The organism is Chryseobacterium fluminis (genome assembly GCF_026314945.1).
Classification (GTDB): domain Bacteria; phylum Bacteroidota; class Bacteroidia; order Flavobacteriales; family Weeksellaceae; genus Chryseobacterium; species Chryseobacterium fluminis.
This window is the reverse complement of record NZ_CP111121.1, coordinates 396,916-415,142: the sequence shown is the minus strand read 5'-3', so window position 1 is coordinate 415,142 and position 18,227 is coordinate 396,916. Positions and strand designations below refer to the sequence as shown.

15 protein-coding genes and 3 pseudogenes are annotated in these 18,227 nt (G+C 35.4%); all 18 read right to left on the bottom strand.

The features are described from left to right. Positions 1-46 precede the first annotated feature (46 nt). Positions 47-541 carry a hypothetical protein gene (locus ODZ84_RS01870; RefSeq protein ID WP_266175320.1) on the bottom strand — a complete coding sequence of 165 codons (495 nt, stop codon included), beginning with the start codon at positions 539-541 and terminating at the stop codon, positions 47-49. Positions 542-543: 2 nt separating this feature from the next. Next, positions 544-1,176 (bottom strand): JAB-like toxin 1 domain-containing protein, encoded by a 633-nt coding sequence (locus ODZ84_RS01865; protein WP_408612451.1) that lies wholly within the window; start codon positions 1,174-1,176, stop codon positions 544-546. A gap of 21 nt (positions 1,177-1,197) precedes the next feature. After that, positions 1,198-1,443, bottom strand: a pseudogene (locus ODZ84_RS23555) (RHS repeat-associated core domain-containing protein); the annotation flags it as partial. A gap of 139 nt (positions 1,444-1,582) precedes the next feature. Further along, a complete protein-coding gene (locus ODZ84_RS01855; protein WP_266175319.1) occupies positions 1,583-2,338 on the bottom strand; it encodes a hypothetical protein in 756 nt (251 codons plus the stop codon). Between the two features lie 442 nt (positions 2,339-2,780). After that, positions 2,781-3,512, bottom strand: a complete 732-nt coding sequence (locus ODZ84_RS01850; RefSeq protein ID WP_266175318.1) for a hypothetical protein — start codon at positions 3,510-3,512, stop codon at positions 2,781-2,783. After that, a complete protein-coding gene (locus tag ODZ84_RS01845; RefSeq protein WP_266175317.1) occupies positions 3,494-5,113 on the bottom strand; it encodes an RHS repeat domain-containing protein in 1,620 nt (539 codons plus the stop codon). Before ODZ84_RS01845 ends, ODZ84_RS01850 begins: the two co-directional genes overlap by 19 nt. 143 nt (positions 5,114-5,256) lie before the next feature. After that, on the bottom strand, positions 5,257-5,778 hold the full coding sequence (locus ODZ84_RS01840; RefSeq protein WP_266175316.1) for a hypothetical protein: 522 nt from the start codon (positions 5,776-5,778) through the stop codon (positions 5,257-5,259). Beyond that, entirely contained in the window at positions 5,771-6,100 is a 330-nt protein-coding gene (locus ODZ84_RS01835) for a hypothetical protein (RefSeq protein ID WP_266175315.1), read from the bottom strand. Before ODZ84_RS01835 ends, ODZ84_RS01840 begins: the two co-directional genes overlap by 8 nt. A gap of 244 nt (positions 6,101-6,344) precedes the next feature. Next, positions 6,345-6,554 (bottom strand): annotated as a pseudogene (locus tag ODZ84_RS01830) (RHS repeat-associated core domain-containing protein); the annotation flags it as partial. A 368-nt stretch (positions 6,555-6,922) separates the two neighbouring features. Beyond that, complete coding sequence (locus ODZ84_RS01825; protein ID WP_266175314.1) at positions 6,923-7,387, bottom strand: hypothetical protein; 465 nt, start codon at positions 7,385-7,387, stop codon at positions 6,923-6,925. Position 7,388: 1 nt separating this feature from the next. Beyond that, positions 7,389-7,868, bottom strand: coding sequence for a hypothetical protein (locus tag ODZ84_RS01820; protein WP_266175313.1), 480 nt, complete (start codon positions 7,866-7,868; stop codon positions 7,389-7,391). 3 nt (positions 7,869-7,871) lie between these two features. Then, positions 7,872-8,333 carry a hypothetical protein gene (locus ODZ84_RS01815; protein WP_266175312.1) on the bottom strand — a complete coding sequence of 154 codons (462 nt, stop codon included), beginning with the start codon at positions 8,331-8,333 and terminating at the stop codon, positions 7,872-7,874. Positions 8,334-8,560: 227 nt separating this feature from the next. Then, positions 8,561-8,865, bottom strand: a pseudogene (locus ODZ84_RS23550) (RHS repeat-associated core domain-containing protein); the annotation flags it as partial. Positions 8,866-9,213: 348 nt separating this feature from the next. Next, positions 9,214-9,627, bottom strand: a complete 414-nt coding sequence (locus ODZ84_RS01800; protein WP_266175309.1) for a hypothetical protein — start codon at positions 9,625-9,627, stop codon at positions 9,214-9,216. 22 nt (positions 9,628-9,649) lie between these two features. Continuing rightward, entirely contained in the window at positions 9,650-10,258 is a 609-nt protein-coding gene (locus ODZ84_RS01795; protein WP_266175308.1) for a hypothetical protein, read from the bottom strand. A gap of 65 nt (positions 10,259-10,323) precedes the next feature. After that, a complete protein-coding gene (locus ODZ84_RS01790) occupies positions 10,324-13,071 on the bottom strand; it encodes a DUF6443 domain-containing protein (RefSeq protein WP_266175307.1) in 2,748 nt (915 codons plus the stop codon). 5 nt (positions 13,072-13,076) lie between these two features. Then, positions 13,077-16,514: a hypothetical protein gene (locus ODZ84_RS01785; RefSeq protein ID WP_266175306.1), complete on the bottom strand. Its 3,438-nt coding sequence runs from the start codon at positions 16,512-16,514 to the stop codon at positions 13,077-13,079. 12 nt (positions 16,515-16,526) lie between these two features. Beyond that, positions 16,527-18,089: a T9SS type A sorting domain-containing protein gene (locus tag ODZ84_RS01780; protein ID WP_266175305.1), complete on the bottom strand. Its 1,563-nt coding sequence runs from the start codon at positions 18,087-18,089 to the stop codon at positions 16,527-16,529. Positions 18,090-18,227: the final 138 nt, after the last annotated feature.

Genomic DNA, 18,227 nt, shown 5'->3' with positions numbered 1-18,227 from the left:
TACTGGAATTTTTATTTGCATATCCACCCATAACCAGTTTATCATTTTAGTTACAATCATAAGGATAACATTCTTTTAAAAGATTTTCCGAATCAAAATTTAACACCCATGATTTAGGATCATATCCAGTAGTAGAATTATAATTGATATCAAGAACTGATAATTTATTTTTCTTCAATCTTTTTAAAAATTCCGAGTTACTACTTCTATCAAAAATATAAAATATATTTTTTGATGTTGAATAAACATCAAAGTCTTTAGCAAATGCGTTTACTTGATCCTGATGTTCGAATCTGTAAATAGTAGCAGTGAATCCATCATAAATTTGTTTATTTTCTATACCACCTTGTACTTCTGTGATCTCAGGGTTTTCTTTAAAATATAATGCAAAAACAGAATTTTCATTTTTTATTTTTGCTTTTTCACTAAACTGAGTTACAATATTTTCGATCAAATTCTTATCATCTAGTGATTTTATAATTTTTTGAGCAGTGCAAAAATGGAACATGCTTACTATTAATAATAATATTATCTTTTTCATTTCTATTTTTTTCCTTGATTAGTTATTGAAATAACTTTCTCATTATTATACTGTAATCTTAATGCCCCTCCACTATAATTCGGTGCATATAATAAAAATTTTGTATTTGGATTTTCTTTCGCTGTAATAACGTCACCTGTTGGTATACCTTGATCAGATCTAAACTTACCTGTAGAGTCATTATAATATACATTAAGTCCACTTGGCCAAAATGTATTTGCATCAGGATGACTATGTTCACTTTCTTCTAATGTAGCTCCTAAATGTACAAGGGGAACTTTATCTTCTTTATAAGATGTACCTACAAAATTAAACTTATCATTTCTATTATTTGTAAATATGTTTCTATTAAATTCTACACTTGTATTCTCTGCTACATAATTAAAAAATTGTTGTGCACCCTCAGTATTTCCTCCAAATTTTATGTAATCATATTTCATCTTTATGGTTTTCCCTGCATCTAAAACTTCTACTTCTTTACTGAAAGAATTTTTTGCAATATATCCTTTTTCTCCAACATCAACACCTCCATCGTTTTCGGATTTAAGATTACCACTACTATCAAAATTCTTAGAAGCATAAACAACATCTCTATTTGATTCTGCTTTCCAAGTTAAGTTTGCATTTTCGTCTATTTCATAAATATCCTCATTTCTCCCATCCGGATCAATAAATATAACAGGATTATTATAAGCGTAGCGATAAGGAGTCCATCTTCTATCTTTCTCTGCCAAGGGATCAACAACACCCCATCTTCCCAAATCCGGCATATAGAATCTCGCTCCATAATCACTCCAACCTGTTGCCTCCTGCAGTTCCTTTCCGTTATAACCATATTTATAAGCAGGATTTCCAGCTAAAGCATTATATCCCTGGTACTTTAATCCAAAAGGATAGTAGTGTAGTTGCTTTCTTTAATAAATTCTGCAGACAAGAACCATTATTGAAATAGATAAAAGCAGAATACTTTTTCAAGATATTCTGCTTTATTTAGAATCACAAGCGAGATGCTCACGCGAACCAGGGAACATAATATTTTATCTATTCATATCTATTAATTACCTCTTTAATCAATTCTTTCTTTTTGTCATTAATAATAAATACTTTTGATAAATTTCCTTTTGAATCTGTTTCATTTTCATAATAAGTAATTTGCTTTGGCATAACTTCGGTACCTTCTGTAAGCACTCCTTCTGATTCAATATAAAAAGGGAATCCTCGTTTATCAATCTTTGTTTTTACAATAGTTTTATATTTAAGATCTGTATAAGTCTCTGTTTCATTTATTTGATAATCATTTTCCCTGTAGTAAATAGTTCTTTTATGTAAAACAAGATCACCAACGGAAACACTAAAATTCTCAACCAATTCTTTTTTATCGTTATAAATAAAATATTCTTTGAGATACAATTTGTTTTTTTTATCATAAAATGACATAGTTTTATGAGAATCAAAATATTCGAACTTTATAATTTGCGTCATATAAAGATTAGAATCATAAGGATCAGATATTTGGATTTCTTCTTTCACAATACGATTTTTAGAATCTAAAAAAAAATTAATTTCTTTACGAATATTGCCATCCAGTAATATTTGATGTGTTGTTAATTTTAATATTGAAGAATTCTTATCGTAATAAAATCTTTCGTTAAGCTCTAATTTTCCATTTTTCTTACGATAGATTTCTTTTGAAATTCCTCCAGTTTGTATAAATTTTGAGATATCAAAATCGGGAGTATAATCTTGTCCATAACATAAACTTCCAATTACAACTAATATAATATAAAGTATTCTCATTCTCTGGGTATTATTTTATAAACTCCTTTACTTGATACTTGAAATGTTCCTAGTAAGCAACTTGCTCTTGCTGTATTTCTGTCAGGTACAGATGCTTCCGGATTACCATGATCTCCGGGATGTGAATGACTAAAAATATTTTTGCTTGTATCTACACCAGGCAAATTGGAAAGACGATGATAATACCAGACATTACGTAACAGAAGGTATAAAGGCTCCAAAGTTATATTGACCATCTTTACCAGGAACCTCCGTGTATCTAGGTAAATAACCGTTTTGCCCATTTATACCAACAACAGCCTTATCCTTTCCATATTGGGAATAGGTCACTCCTTCTAAAGAGAAATAGTTTCGGTATTGTACCGAACTCTTTCCTATTAAATATTATTTAATCTTGTTTAAACTTGTGGGTGCAATTTAAATAAGTAATTTTTTTTGCATTTTAATTCTTATAAATAAATTCTTTTCGTAGTTTATTAGTTGGGTCAGAACTTATGTAAGTTATTTTTTTGATTCTCTTGTTTTCATAAAAATATTTTCTTTTTAAACTCTGATTATTCTCCAGTAAAAAGGTTTCCTTTATTGGCAAACTATCTTTAATTACCAAATTATACTCTTTGATGATTTCGTCTTCAGGAATAAATAACGTAATATAAGAAGGATAAAAACGGATTTTTTTATTAAAGCTTTTATAAATTATAGTCTTCTCATTTCCGTTTACAATAGAGTCTTTTTTAAAGTCTTTATAACCATCCCCAATAGATAAGAGATTAGACAAATCACCAATTTCGCTACCGACTATTTCAGGATGCTCAATTTTAATTCCTTTGCTGGATAAATATTTAGCTTGGTACAAATAATTTAATACAGATTGGGTATAATCATCATCTTTCAAATTATTTACAGAAACATAACTAAACTTTCCATTTTGATAGTTAAATTTCGATTTAGATTCTAAATTATTTGTTTGTGTATTATATAATATTGATTCAGTAGGTAAGTTTTGCTCGTTATACACATAAGTGAAAAATCTTTTCCCATCTTCCAGAATATCTATGGAATTATTTTTTTGGACTTTTACATCTTCAATAGGTTTACCATCATTTTTTTTTGAACAATTAGTCAATAAAATCGCTGTTAAAATAATTACTATTCTCATTTCGTTACTTTCCAAAAAATTGTTTGATTATACACTGCTGTAGAGTTAAGTCTAATTTTCCCCTGATTCATACCTGTTGTAGCCGCTTTTACTTGTGGTGCTTTAAAGCTTGGACCTATAGCACTTCTCCACTTGGAATAATGAGCATCCGAAATATTCCAACCCATCGTATTCATATGTAATTCTATCTTTGCACCATTATTCATTTTAGTATGAGCTGCATCAATATTATACTGTCCTTGCTCTTTCCCATCCCATTGTGAAGCACCATTACTGTAATCAGGTCCTCCTGTTGTAGCATTAATTACTGCACCAACAGCAATCTGCATTTTAGTTCCATTTCTATCTATTTTATCAGTATCTCTAAATGATTCTGCCTGTTCACTGTTATTTCCATATGCCGTATCATTTGTTTCGTGAACACTTGCGATAGAATACATTTCTTTTTTCAATTCATTTCCCATCTCAGATTTAAATGCAGTACTTTCGCCATATACGGTAGAAGCCTTCTGCTCCAATTTACTCTGAGTTATATTAATTTCCTTAGCATTAGCAAAAAAGGCGTTACCTTTTTTATCTTTACCAATACCATCAGAGACATAAACCTTTCCATCATTTTTTCCATCATTTCCTAAGTATCTACCAAATTTTGTGTAATAATCACCCTCTGGGGCCATCCCATCTGGGTCTATGAATCTAATTGGGTTATTGAACGCGTAATTATAAAGACTGTGCCTTGTCATCTTCTCCGCCAGCGGATCCACCACACCCCATCTTCCAATATCCGGCATGTAGAATCTTGCTCCATAATCATACATCCCACTTTCTTTCTGTAATTCTTTACCATTATACTCATATTGATAGGCAGGGTTTCCGGCCAAAGCATTATATCCCTGGTGCTTTAATCCAAAAGGATAATAGTTGCTTTCTTCTATGACTTCAAGTCCGGCGCTGCTGTTCATATAGCTTAGTCTTACATTTCCCAGGTGATCTGTATAGTTGTAAATATACCTATTATTTTCAAAATTATAATACCCTTCCGAAGTAGGAATAAATTTTAAAATTTGTGGAACAATACTTGTCAGTATACCCTGCCCTTCATATTGAAAACCATCTAAATAATCTGTAACGGTAGCAGCTTCCGAATTATTTTTAGATACGCCGTAAGTGTATGTTTTTTTCAGTTTTGTTCCGTCTGCTGCATACAAATATTTGGTTGTAATATCGCGGGTTTCGGTTGTTCCACCAAAAAAATTCCTTACAAGGTACGTCTGATCAAATGTCTGGTGATCCGGGAGACTTAAATAATTATATTTGATCTGCAATATCCCTTTGTCTTTATGGTCGATCATATTACCGTTAAGATCATATGCAATGGTATTTCCTGACGCATCCGGATATCCGTTGTAATTGGTGGAGGCGTCCGTAACAGTTTTTAACCTGTTTCCCTCGTTGACATACGTAAGGTCATCAATATACAGGGTCGTAGGGTTTCCCGTAGAAGCATCCGCAGACCTTTTGAGTCTTTCGATATTTCCGTTGAGATCGTAATCCAGTTTTTCAAAAAATTCTTTTGCTGAAGGATTGTTGTCTCGTTGGTAAAAACCGGCTAGCATTCTGTTTAATTTGTCATAGATCGTAACGCCTGATTATAAATTTAAAAGATTACATTTCTGCTTACTTAAACTAGAAAGCAAACTCTCATACTATTGAATGTAGTTTAATATTTCAAATAGTCCTCTATAAATTAGAACCTGCATTACGTACCGATTGAAATATAATTACTATATATAATATGCCAATATTTTTTTTCACGGTTAAAATATAAATTGATAAAATGATAATTTTCACTAGCACTGATTATAATACTATTTCCATCAGACAATTGAATTAAAAAAGAGTTTTTCTTCTTCTTTTGATTTATAATAAAACTAACTCCCGCGGAACCACTAAGTTTATCTGTTGTAACATTATCAAAAAAAATAATTTTCTTCAACTGCGGTTCCTTTAAATCAAAAATATCCTTCTCTCCCAAATCATAAACTGAAATTCTATCATTTTTAAATTTTCCTTCAAAATTTAGAATTGTTGGATAGTTTATACTATCCCATTTCGTATTGGCAACGTAGGATTTAAATGACTTTCGATATGGGTTATCTAAATATATAGAATCTTCGAAAGTGACTCTTACCGTATAAAATATAGCTTTTTTTAATATTGGGTTTACCTGTGCTTTAAAGTAAACAGTTGATAAAAATAGTATTAAAATAAATTTATTCATTTTTTTCTGGAATTTTAGGATTATTAAATATTTTATGAATTTGTTGTTGCGTTATTGTCATATTAGAACCATTAGAGACAGGATATACTGATTCTTGTTGTCCTGAATTCAAAGCATTGGATTCTTGAGATGCTTTATCTAGAGGTACTCCAGAATTTTTCTCCCAAGAATGATCTAGTCCTGCCGAATGTCCTCCTTCATGAACTGACCTTTGCCCAATTTTAGATAAGTCTTCTAATGCCGGATTTTTTTCACTTTTAGTAATTACTACTTTAAGATCATTATTTTTGGGGTTATTCATATATGCTTCACCAGCTTTCAATACAGTAGTAGAGCCAATTATTGTTCCTTTCTCATCTGATACTTATTTCTTTAATGTTAGTTTCAGGGTTAATTTCCTGGCCTTTACCTTCAGGAGAATCATCATAAACTTTGCCATCAGATGCATAATTTAAATTTCCATCTTGTACTGAATTTCCTAGATGTTTGTACCCTTCAATTTCTTTATTTCCGTCAAACCATTATTTATTATTAGTTTCAATATTTTCGTACCAATCCTCATTCCTCCCATCCGGATCAATAAATATAACAGGATTATTATAAGCATAGCGATAAGGAGTCCATCTTCTATCTTTCTCTGCCAAAGGATCCGCCACACCCCATCTCCCTAAATCCGGCATATAAAATCTTGCTCCATAGTCATACATCCCGCTTTCTTTCTGTAATTCCTTGCCGTTATATTTATACTGATAAGCAGGATTTCTGGCTAAAGCATTATATCTCCGTGCTTATGACTTCAAGTCTGGCGCTACTTTCTATATAACGTAACTTACCTAAATTCTACGTCAAGATTCTTGATTTTTAATTATTACTACCTGTATTTCCTTTATTTTTCAGATTCATCTTTTTTTGAACTTTTACTTTTCTCATTTGTAAGATTAATTTATAGAATTTAGAAAAATAACACGAAGTTTTCAGAGCAAAAGTTGCTTAGAATAAATTTTCATTATGATTACTAAATCTATAGCAAATAAGAAGAGCATTCCATTATTTTCATCATTTGATATTTTCATGATTGTAAAATCAGACCCCAGCACAATTACCAGGGTTGTTTTATAGTAAATCAAATCCGCGGGATTAAATTTTAATTATTATTTTTACCCGGATCTACTACATAAGAAGAATCTCCATTTATCTGATAAAGTTTTTTTGAATGTAAGCTGCCATCAATATTATGAAATTCAAAATACCCGGTCTTCAATTTACTTTCATAACATTTTCTCGGATCAGAAGATTTTTTAAACCTATACACTCCCTTAGAAAAAAGTTTATGTGTTTTTTTTTCTTCCACAATTTCAGTACCATAAAAACAACTACCTTTTGAACTATCTATGATTATCAAAGTATCAAAATGATCATTATAGATATCAGTATCTTTTTCTTTATAAACATAAATTGTATCTATAAACTGATCTCCTTTAAACTTTCCATCTGCTTTAATAAAGCCATTTTTATCATAAATACTATAAGGTAAATCGTTTTCTTTTGTGCATGATTTTATTAAAAAAACAGAAGATATTATTATTAATAAACGTATTTGACAATTCATTCTACAGAGCAATTTTAGTGTTATATATAGTGTCATTTACAATGGTATATTCGGTCTTTCCAATAATAGCCCCTTTCATATCAAAGGTATTATGAATACCAAATGGTTGTATGCTTTGTAATGCTTTTCTAAAATCTAAGTTTCTTTTGTACCTGTAAGATCCCATGATCTTAGCACTTGTTTCAAAAAAAACATATTCAGTACTATAAAAATATGCTCCTTTCATACTATCAATAACAATAGAATCTTTAAATGGTAAATTGGAATTTTTACCATAAGAAAAATTACCGATAATATGATCTTTATAAAAATTCAGATACATCGCAGCTTTCTCATTTTTATCAAAAAACGTAATTTTAGTAGTATCTGTTTGCTTATTTAAAATATAATTAAGCTTTCCGTTCGGATAGTATATTTTTTCAGAGATTTCTTTTTTACATCCAAAACAGATGAATAAGCTGCATAACATAATATATCTCATAATCTACTTAATTAATTGCTTATTCCAATAATTATTAGAGTCCTTAATCACTTTATTTAATGAATCTAATGTTCTTTTACTTAGTCCTTCTCCTCTTACATTTTTATATTCTACACCAAATGGAGATCCATCATTACTACGTAAAATTCCCGTCGCTTGTCTGTCCCAAATGCCAAATGTATCTGATTTTGCAGGCTCTGGTCCTGATAAACCTTTTACAGGATTTCCAATACCTTCTACATCAAGACCAAACTGTACAAGAGCTTCTTGAAACCCTGTAGTACCACCACTAAGTCTTGTATTTCTACCATAAAACATAAATATCATATAAAACATGTCATTAGCTTCAATATGATCTCGTGGTCTAAGCTTCTTCAATGTTTCAGCATCAGGATCATTTGCTCCACCCGAGAAACTATAAAAAGTTTCCTTATTATTACGAAGACCACTAATCCATCTCATCAAATCAAAACTTTTTTCTTTAGTGATACTTATTTCTTTAATGTTAGTTTCAGGGTTAATTTCCTGGCCTTTACCTTCAGGAGAATCATCATAAACTTTGCCATCAGATGCATAATTTAAATTTCCATCTTGTACTGAATTCCTAAATGTTTGTACCCTTCAATTTCTTTATTTCCGTCAAACCATTCTTTATTATTAGTTTCAATATTTTCGTACCAATCCTCGTTCCTCCCATCCGGATCAATAAATATAACAGGATTATTATAAGCATAGCGATAAGGAGTCCATCTTCTATCTTTCTCCGCCAGCGGATCCACCACACCCCATCTTCCTAAATCCGGCATATAAAATCTCGCTCCATAATCATACATCCACTTTCTTTCTGTAATTCCCTACCATTATATTGATATTGATAAGCAGGGTCTCCGGCCAAAGCATTATATCCCTGGTGCTTTAGTCCAAAAGGATAATAGTTGCTTTCTTCTACAACTTCAAGTCCGGTGCTGCTGTTCATATAGCTTAGTCTTGCATTTCCTCTATACTTATCTTAAATTATAAATATTATATACAGTCCTGAGAAACTCAGAATTTTAACGTTTGAAAAGTATTTTTAAAATTAAACCCCAGCAATTCTACCAGGGTTGTTTTTATAATTAATCACAGATAATAGATTCACGAGAGCGGGTTTCCAGAAATCTTGTTGTTTAATAATTCTTTCTTGTCCATCGTAAAACTATGCAGATTTAAAATTAATAAAGAGTTATTTCCGAAAAATTTCTAAGCTTTAAAGGCTAAAATTCTCCAGAATACCTTTTTTTTCTTACAGTTGGAAACGCTGCCTATTCAGAGTTTTCAAACACTGAATAAGATTTAAAAACGAAAATTAATCATATTCAAAAGGGCGATTAATTTGTTGAAATTTAAACTGATCCTTTTTTATATTTTTACTTAATCCTATATATTTTCCTTTATTAACATTAATAAGTATTTTACTTTTATTATTATTTAAAATTAAATGTAATTTTAAGTCTTTATTTAGATTTAAACTACATTTTTCCTCATAGATAATATTCCTATTTTCAAATACTGTAATTTTATTTGAATAAAATTCTATCCTCACTCCTGTAAAACCTATTTCTCTTGATTTTAATATCTTATTTCTAATAACACCACAGTTTTCTACTTTTAAAGAGACTACGTCATTGTCAAAACCATCTTGAAAAGATACTTGAAATTCATTATTTAAATCCTGAGCAGAAATATTTAAACTTATAAAAAATATAAAAAACTTTATCATGATCATTTTTGATTAATAAAAATTATTGTCCGACTGATAATTCTTGAATACCACTGTTAAGCTTTCCACTATCAAATGCATCCATCATTTGATAAATTTGATCAGGTAATATTGTTTTGCCAGCCTTAGGATCATTGGTTGGTAACATTGTATTTCCATTTGGCCAATCATGGTTTTGAAGATTCGCAGAGTGACCAAATTCATGGGAAATAGTACGATCCAAGGTACCTTTTCCATCAGTAGTTTTCCCCGTACCAGCAAACTCTCCAGTTGCTGCTGGCTCTCTATCTAAAATTTGTTCCCCAATATATGCAACATTATCTCCAAAAGTAGCCTTTCCTAATGTTCCTTTTTCTTCATACCCACCCTGCCCATTTGGGATATCTCCATCTTTGACAAGTCTAATAGCATGATCAGTCTTTGAAAGAGGATTATTTTCTGATACAACTGAAATATCTGTAATTACATTTACTTCAAATTTGCTGTCTTTTATTCCATATGTACTTTTTAATGATTCACTTATTCTATTAGTATAAGAATTCATTTGTTCAGATGTAAAATTTTTACCTGTCTCATTAATAACTTTTCCAGTAAAAGTCATTGTTACTATAGTTGTACCATCGTTTCTCACTATTTGAGTGAATCCAATGTGTTTCGCTTCTCTACCGTCAGGATCAATAAACCTTATAGGATTGTTTACAGCATAGGTATATGGTGAAAATCTTCTGGAAGTTTCCGCCAAGGATCCACCACACCCCATCTTCCCAAATCCGGCATATAGAATCTCGCTCCATAATCACTCCAACCTGTTGCCTCCTGCAGTTCCTTTCCATTATAACCATATTTATAAGCAGGGTTTCCGGCCAGAGCATTATATCCCTGGTGCTTTAATCCAAAAGGATAATAGTTGCTTTCTTCTACAACTTCAAGTCCGGTGCTGTTGTTCATATAACTTAATCTTACATTTCCCAGGTGATCTGTATAGTTGTAAATATACTTATTATTTTCAAAATTATAATACCCTTCCGAGGTAGGAACAAATTTTATCAATGGATCGGAATTGGTAGAAATCACTTCATATTGGAAACCATCCAGATATTCTGTGATTTTTTGTTTATACACAGCATTTTCACTGTATTTATAAACCTTCATGAGTTTTGTTCCGTCTGCTCTATAGGTATAATTCAGGTTAACATTCTGCCAGACTCCTCTTGTGAAGTAAAGCTGGTCAAACTTTATATAACGGGGAAGGCTGAGTATATTATAGCTAATCTGCAATATCCCTTTGTCTTTATGATCGATCATATTACCGTTAAGATCATATGCAATGGTATTTCCTGATGCATCCGGATATCCGTTGTAATTGGTGGAGGCATCCGTAACAGTTTTTAACCTGTTTCCCTCGTTAACATACGTAAGATCATCAATATAGAGAGTTGTAGGATTTCCCGTAGAAGCATCCGAAGATCTTTTGAGTCTTTCAATATTTCCGTTGAGATCGTAATCCAGTTTTTCAAAAAATTCTTTTCCCGAAGGATTGTTGTCTCTTTGGTAAAAACCGGCTACCATCCTGTTTAGTTTATCATAGACATAGCCGTACCTTCTGGTATAATCATTGGAAGCGGTGGCGGTTTTCCAGTCTACTTCTGCAATATTACCGTTGTATCTAGGCTTTACTTTCAGCTCCATAAAATCATTATTCGGGTTTTCCATCCCTTCTACCTGGTTGTATTTGATTTTATATCCGAACAGATCACTTCCTAAATTCGCAGGATCATTAATTCCGGTCATCCATCCCCTGATGTTGTACTGGTAATCGATTGTCTGGAGCGGAGAACCCGGATTGATGCCTCCTACTTTCTTCTGTTCCAGCTGGGAGAGTTCGTTGTATTTATTCTGGGACAGAATTTCTTCAGTATTGTTATCTACTTTATGTTTGTGGACCAGGGGCCTGTTCTGATGATCATACGTGAAATTTTCGGTGATCACCTTTTCCGTATCGGTATTTAATCTTTTGTGCCGTGTGATGCTCTGCTCTGTGAGACCCGCAAAATTAAGCTTCATATCGATATGGGTAGATCCTCCTAAATGATTGACGGAACGGCTGCCTATCAGGCGTCCTTTCGGATCGTACAGCATAAAATTCCGGGTCCAGTCATCGTTTTCTATATTTTTAACATAGGAAGCGAGCAACAGCCCTTTTACATTTCCGCTCTGGCTGTTAATGATCACCTTCTGATTAAGGATGGTATCGGGAAGATCATTGGGAAAATACGGATCTCTCGGGAAGGTATCGTAATAATTGATCGTTAAAATCTTAATATTCGAGGTAGGGTACGCTGCATTATTATAATTAAGCGATGCCACGGTTGCATCCGGAGAAGAGCCGCCGCGGGATTCGTTATTGCTGCCTTTGGTTTCCACATTTGCCTGCTCCGCTGCTCTTCCCTGGGGACCATAGGTCTGTGTTCCGGTATACATTCCGGTGTAGACGGGTCTTCCGAACGCATCATATTTCGTAAACAGCCACTGGCTGGCTTTCCCCAGCTCGGCATCCTGAGTCATGACCAACCGGTCCTGTTTATCGTATACCATATATTCCCAGCCTTTTCCCGGAAGCTTTTTCCCTGCCAGCCTGTTTCGCCCGTCATAGCTGTACTGGTAGCATAAATCATCCAGCGTCAACTGGCTGATGTTGAGCGGGACCGCTTTCGGAGGGATTACCGCGGCAAGCTGGTCATATTCATTATAGAGGTAGTACGTGTCGGCATTCTGAGTATCACTCAGGGCTTTTCTGACCAGAATTACCTGCCCTTTTGTATTTTTAAATTCTGTGGTGGCGTTACCGTCTTCATCCGTTACTGTAGTTTTGTACAGCTGGTTGGCTCCATAATCTACCGGCGCGGCTATGGATGAATTGGTAGCTCCATAAGACCATGTGGTGGTGACCCCATATTTTTTTACCTCGGTACCGGTATTCGTGCCGTATTCAAATTTTACGGGTTTATCGTTCCATGCTGTTCCCGGCTGTTTCTGTTCCAGAACCCGGTCCAGAGGAGAGCTTTCCAGCAGCTTCTCACTGTAGATTTTTTCATTTCCGTAAGGTGTACCTGTTAGGTTGGATAGAGGATTGGAGTAAATCGCTCCATTCTGGGTGCCTCCCTGGGGAACCGGGAGATATTCGCTGGCCACTCTTCCGAAGGCATCATAGACGATATGCGATACCACATCCCGGCCCTGCGGAGTTGCCTGTACACTGACAGTCTGCTTGGGTCTTCCCAACCCGTCGAAATACTGAACGCTCACCGCCTTTTTCGCCGCCTGTCCTGCAGGATAATCGATGTAAGTGGTGGACTGGACATAATTCTCATTCGTACTTGCCTGCGCATGCAGGAGACCAGAAGAAGAGGATAGTATAATAATGGGTAGTATGATTTTTTTCAAGATGATTAGTTTTTGTAATGGTAATTAAATTCTTTGACCGTTTTGTACGACACTGCATTATTGGCATCGGTTTCTTTCTGCCTGATTGCTTTCAGACGGTTTGCTGAATCATAATCGTAATATTCCTGTGCTCCGGAGGGCTGCGTGATGGTTCTCACGCCAATCAGCGGATCGTACGTATAGGTAGTCACCGGAATACTCAGGTTGATAAGTCCTGCTCTGAGGTTATCCAATTTTGATAGTAAGGCTGTCTCGTCTCCGCCTGACGGGGACTGTGCATCGGTATCAGAAGCCCATACCGCTTCGGCAAGCGGTGTGGATACGGCCTGTTCCAGTTCTTCATAGGTAATTCCTTCTATCTTGGCTATAGGTTGTGTAAAATTATATCCCCAGACGATCGATACAGAAACTCCGTCCTTGGTTTTGTACTGTTTTAAATTACCGTAAGCATCATACTTCTCATACGTTACTTCCGTGTAAGAAGCACCGGTCTGTACATCTGAGGATACTACCGAACTCGGAAGCAGATAAATAAGATGATTATACTGTGTTTCTACTTTCGATACTACCCGCCCGTTCTTGCTGGATTCTGTTTCCAGCGGAATTCCCAGCATATTGGCATCAATGAGTCTTTGATTGGCTTTTTCCTTAGCATATTTATATCCCGACACATACGTATCTCCGCCCTGGACACTTTGTGTAACGCCCACCGGATAGTCTTCAGGATTGTAAGTAGTATTGGTAGTGGTCACCACGGAACTCTGAACCCCGTTTTTATAGAAATAAGATTTCTGCTGCTTCTGGGTGGGTAAAGTCACCCCGAATTTTTCAAAATTCTTATAAGGAGTGGTTAATGCAACGCCAAGTTGCAATTGGTTAACCATAGCCTGATAACTGCTGAATCCATAATATTCACCGATCATATTTTTTTCAAAATTATCTCTTAATTTAACCCCGTCATTCTTTTCAAATTCAGCACTTGTATATTCTGTACTGGTTTCCGACAGAATTTGTCCTGCATTATTATAGATTTTTTCAGAGACAGACTGTCCTCTAAGATAATCCAGATTGGGAATAGGAACCACAGGCAGAGTGGCTGATAAATATCCTTCATTAGGAAAATCCAAAGGAGACCTGAACGTATGAACCGTTTTTCCTTTACTGTTATTATCCTTATCCAGCTGCTCTACGGTTACATATTTGTATCCAACATCCGATCCCTGGGTTTTCTGCACGGGTAGGATATTATAATCAGTGGTTACTTTGAAATTAGCGCTGTAATTTATGGTAGCGCCGTTAAGCTTATTTCTGTAAGAGTAAGAATCAACAAAACTGGTTACGGGCTCGGGGAATACCAGAGCGCCGCTGCTCCGCTGAGCATCATTAATGTTTTGATAATTATAAGCATAGGTTTTCGAAGGTATTCCTGATGCCGGATTTTCATAATAAGTAATTGTATTGATCCTTAATCCTCCACCTGAACGGATTTTTTCATTCACAAAAATATCTTCTGAAGTGGATGCTTCAAAGAAATCTAAGGTATCATCAGGATTTGAAGGATAGTAACTGCCTTTTAATGCAGCGTAATAAACACCGGGTTCAAAATATTTCTGTTTGGTTAATTCAGTCTGAATGACTCCATCAGCACCTAAGCCTAAAACAGGACAAGCCGGAGGTTGAGGTTTGTTACAGGTTTGATTGCCCATACCAATATGCTCCACTTCCGTAAATGTATTGTCGGCATTTTTTTTATAAATGTAAAAATCCCACCCAAAATTAATTAAATTACCAAATGTATAATGCAGATTGACAGTTTGAGCCGTATTCACCGTAAAAAATTCTTTTTTAACCGTATTGCTGAACTGTCCGAAATTTACATTGAAATTATAGCCCTGGGTCCTCCAATAGCCTTCAACCTGAGACATTCCTGTTGCATTATAATAATGACTATACGTATTGAGTCCGAAATCAAAAACTGTTTTTCCTTGGGTAGGATACGTTAATGACTGTAGAACATCGGCTTTGTAAGCATCATTCAAACCTGTATAATATCCCCATCTGTCCTTTTGAAAAACTCCGGAAGGCGCAGAATAGTCAAGGATATATTCCTGGTTTTGGGTATTAGGTGCCGTTTTGGTGACTTTGGTCAGGATCATTTTCTGTAAGGTCTGCATCGCTCCGCTTTCAGGCTGAAAATTGGTGTTTGAGTACCCGTAATCCAAAATATATTTATCAGTATACTGCTGGGCATTCTGGCCGACATAATTGCTCTGTACAGATTTCAGTTTATAAAGTTCTGAAGGTTCCGTATAGTTAGAATCCTGTCTCCCTTTTTCATAGTTCAGATAGATCGTTCCTTTTCCTCTCACCTCAATACTGGTCAGTAGTTTGGTAATTGAAGTATTAAACACATATTGGGTTTCACTGGCTCCCGGCATGCTTCCGTCAGGATTTTGCAGAACTCCGTTGGCGGTCTGTGAGTTATTGGTATAGTATACATCGCTTGCCAGTCGCCTTGTGGTCGTTGGCGTTTCTTCAAATTTTACCGTTGAATCGGTTCCGTAATTGAAGGTCGCAAGAAGAATTCCATTCTGGTCTTTAATCGTTGTTAAGTTATATCCCGCCCAATAATTGCTGATTTCCGTGCTTGGATTTGGATTTCCGATCCCTGTGGTAAGGCCGGTCTTAACACTATTAATTGTTTTCTGGGATTTTTCCATTCCCTCAAAAGTATACCGGATTCCTTTATCATCCACTACCGTAAAACTGGTAATCTCGTTGGGAACAGTATTATTAATAATGATCTTTAAATTATTTTTATCCAGCTTTTCAGCCTTATATTTTCCATTATCATCTTTTACAATATAAAATCTGCCAGATTGTCCCATGAAATTATACTGATACAGATCATATTCTGTGTCATACATTCCCATCGCTGCATTAAAACTATAATCATTCAGATCGATAGTCTGATCCTTCATCAGTTTCGAGGTGGGATTCAGTGCTTCAAAATAAATTCCATACTTGGCTTTCGGTGGGTTCGAAAATGCGATCGTTCTGTTCTTTTCATCAGGATTTCCTCCTCTCACTGTTCTGGAAATAGTTCCCCCTGCAATAAGGCTCCAGCCTAACCCGGTTTCACTTGCTCTGTCATCAGGTTTGGCACTTAACGGGTGATATTTCAGCTGAACACCGACAGAAACTTTGGAATTAGTTGTCGGAATACTCACCAGCGGAATACTGATATCCGGAATTCCCGTGTAATAACTCACCGGAACCTCCTCAAATTTCATCAGATTATTGGAAGTTGGAGCAGAAGCAAACATCTGGTTGATATCTCCAACATAACTTTTAGGATCGTCCCCACCTGCTCCCGCCTGTGCATTGACGGCACCATGTAATGAAGCCAGTAATAAAATTACAGCTATTGTATTTTTCTTCATGAAAATTAGTTTTTACTTTTTAATCAGTTTAGCACTCGCCGTTTTATCCGTATCCGTTTTTATGACCACCAGGTAAGCCCCCTGAATCAAATTCTGTGTATTGATCTTGGTCACCATATTTTTAGTTTTTAAACTCTGCAGCTGTCTTCCTCCCATATCATACAACACAATCTCAGCTTCTGTAAAGTTCATTCCGATTTCCACATACGCATAATCCGACACCGGATTCGGATAGATTTTTATATCCTGTTTCTCAATGAGCTGATCAATCTGCTTGTCACCCAGCTTTACAATCTTCCAGTTCTCTTTTCCCAATTCCTCGGCGCTGGTTCCTGCCAGGATAATGGAACCATCCCTATTGAGCTTAATATCAGATAACCGTTCCTCTTTTTTAGAAGACTGACCTTTCACATGCTTTCTCCACTGCTCACTTCCATTCTCATCCAGATACAGCATCCAAAATTTTTCATCATCGGCCTCTATCCTGCCTTCCGCCTGGGTATAACCACCCAATAAAATCCCTGTCGTCAGGTCTTTATTCTTTTCTCTGTGTTCCTGGCTCTTTGTGAGCACGCTCATTCCCATCAGCACATCCCTGTTTTTGAAATTATAGGACTTCTGCCAGATTTCTTCTCCCCTGTCATCCAAGGAAATCAGCCACAAATCCGTTCCTTCCGTGATCCCAACTGATTTATTTCCCGATCTTTCCGATCTCGATTCTCCTCCGATTAAATATCCCGATGAGGTAAGCGCCAATGTTCTTAAATGATCATCTCCTTTTCCGCCGAAGTTCTTTTCCCATTCTACTTTTCCGTCTTTGGAAAGTTTTATGATCCAGTAATCGCCTTCACCGAAATTTTCGGTTTTCTTGGAGCCACCGGCTGTGCTTCTGGAGTAAACGCCTAACAGAGTCCCGCCGTCTTTTGTCGGAATCATTTTCTCCACTTCATCCAGTCCTTTCCCGCCTAAAATGAGTTGGGAGAGTTCTTTGCCGTTTTTATCGAGTCTTATCACCAGAACGTCTTTCGATCCGTATCCTCTGGCTGAGTTCTGGATGTTTCCAGATACGAAGAATCCTAAATCGGTGGTCTGGATCACCGCTCTCGCTTCTTCATCAGAAGCGGTGCCGATGGTTTTCTGCCAGAGTTCATCTCCAAACTCATTTAGACGGATCAACCATAAATCCGATCCTCCTTTAGAATCCTCCTTCTTATCCAGTCCTTTATTGCTGTACGAAGTTCCTGCAACTAAAAATCCGCCTTCCTGTGTATTGACCGTCGCGGTCAAAAAATCGTGATTCTGTCCCGAGAAATATTTTTCCCAGACTTCTTCACCCTTTTCGTTTAGTTTGACTAAATGAAAGTCGTAACCTTTGTTCTGCTTACCCGCCCCGGCCTGAAGTTTACTGCTCTGAATGCTGCTTCCCGAAATTAGGTATTGCCCGTCGATGGTCGTAGTGACCTGGCTCAGGAAATCCTGGGTGTTGGACCTGATATCTTTCTGCCAGATTACTTCCTGCGCAGAAAAATTTAAAATAGTGCATAAGAATAATGCACCTGTATAGAATTTTATCATATGTAGAGTTTACCAGTTAATTAGTTAAAATTTTCCGCAAAAATAGTCTTTTTTTTCATCTGAATACTGATTATTAAAAATATTTAATAAAACAAATGCTGTATTTCGTATTCGCTATGCAAAGCTATGACAGCACTA

Bases quoted from the DNA above. Each gene is read 5' to 3' on its own strand.
- ODZ84_RS01870 (WP_266175320.1), bottom strand. From the start codon at position 541: ATGAAAAAGATAATATTATTATTAATAGTAAGCATGTTCCATTTTTGC.
- ODZ84_RS01855 (WP_266175319.1), bottom strand. From the start codon at position 2,338: ATGAGAATACTTTATATTATATTAGTTGTAATTGGAAGTTTATGTTAT.
- ODZ84_RS01845 (WP_266175317.1), bottom strand. From the start codon at position 5,113: ATGCTAGCCGGTTTTTACCAACGAGACAACAATCCTTCAGCAAAAGAA.
- ODZ84_RS01840 (WP_266175316.1), bottom strand. From the start codon at position 5,778: ATGAATAAATTTATTTTAATACTATTTTTATCAACTGTTTACTTTAAA.
- ODZ84_RS01825 (WP_266175314.1), bottom strand. From the start codon at position 7,387: ATGAATTGTCAAATACGTTTATTAATAATAATATCTTCTGTTTTTTTA.
- ODZ84_RS01820 (WP_266175313.1), bottom strand. From the start codon at position 7,868: ATGAGATATATTATGTTATGCAGCTTATTCATCTGTTTTGGATGTAAA.
- ODZ84_RS01800 (WP_266175309.1), bottom strand. From the start codon at position 9,627: ATGATAAAGTTTTTTATATTTTTTATAAGTTTAAATATTTCTGCTCAG.
- ODZ84_RS01785 (WP_266175306.1), bottom strand. From the start codon at position 16,514: ATGAAGAAAAATACAATAGCTGTAATTTTATTACTGGCTTCATTACAT.
- ODZ84_RS01780 (WP_266175305.1), bottom strand. From the start codon at position 18,089: ATGATAAAATTCTATACAGGTGCATTATTCTTATGCACTATTTTAAAT.